At 41.6% G+C, this 658-nt stretch carries 1 protein-coding gene; it reads right to left on the reverse strand.

What is annotated here, in order from left to right; genetic code table 11:
• Window positions 1-174 precede the first annotated feature (174 nt).
• Window positions 175-658 (reverse strand): LysR substrate-binding domain-containing protein (locus R7040_RS27155; RefSeq protein WP_318097699.1); only part of this gene is annotated, 484 nt, incomplete at its 5' end.

The raw sequence follows: 658 nt of genomic DNA on the forward strand, positions 1-658 counted from the left end.
GACTGGAGTTCAGACGTGTGCTCTTACTTCAGGAGATTTATCAAACTTTGAATCCCAACAGATAAGGAATTAACACTAATAGGTGAGTCTAGTAAGACTAGAGTGTTATCAAAGTTTGAGGCATTAATTTCAAAGTAGTCGCTTACTCACACATTTAACAAGAAAACTATCAAATTAGATGCGTTTTTCTTCTTCTAAACGGGATTTTAGATAGTCGAGGAACAATTGGGTGCGTGTGTGTTGGTAGTCCAGTTTTGGGTAGTACGCATACACCGTAGCCTCGTCGGCTGTAACATCCGGCAAAATAGGCACTAGCGCCCCGGATTTTAAATCGTCTTTGATCATTACGTTGTTGGTCATCAAGATACCCATTCCGCGTTTTGCACCATGAAACAGAGCTTCTGGATTGGTCGTTGCGAAGTTGCCTGACAAGCTCACTCTTTTACCTCGGTTGGTTTTGATCTCTCTTGCCGGTTTTTCTCCCCAAATCAAAATATTGTGTTTTGTCAGCTCTTCAACATTTTGTGGCGTGCCGTATTTTTCTAAGTAACTCGGCGCTGCATAAAACTGAGCTTTGTGTTCGAACAGCGGGGTGGCTTTAAAGCTTAATGAATTGAGCTGTTCTAAATGACGACTGATGAAAAGATCCAAACTCAGT

Source organism: Vibrio sp. 1069, assembly GCF_033340555.1.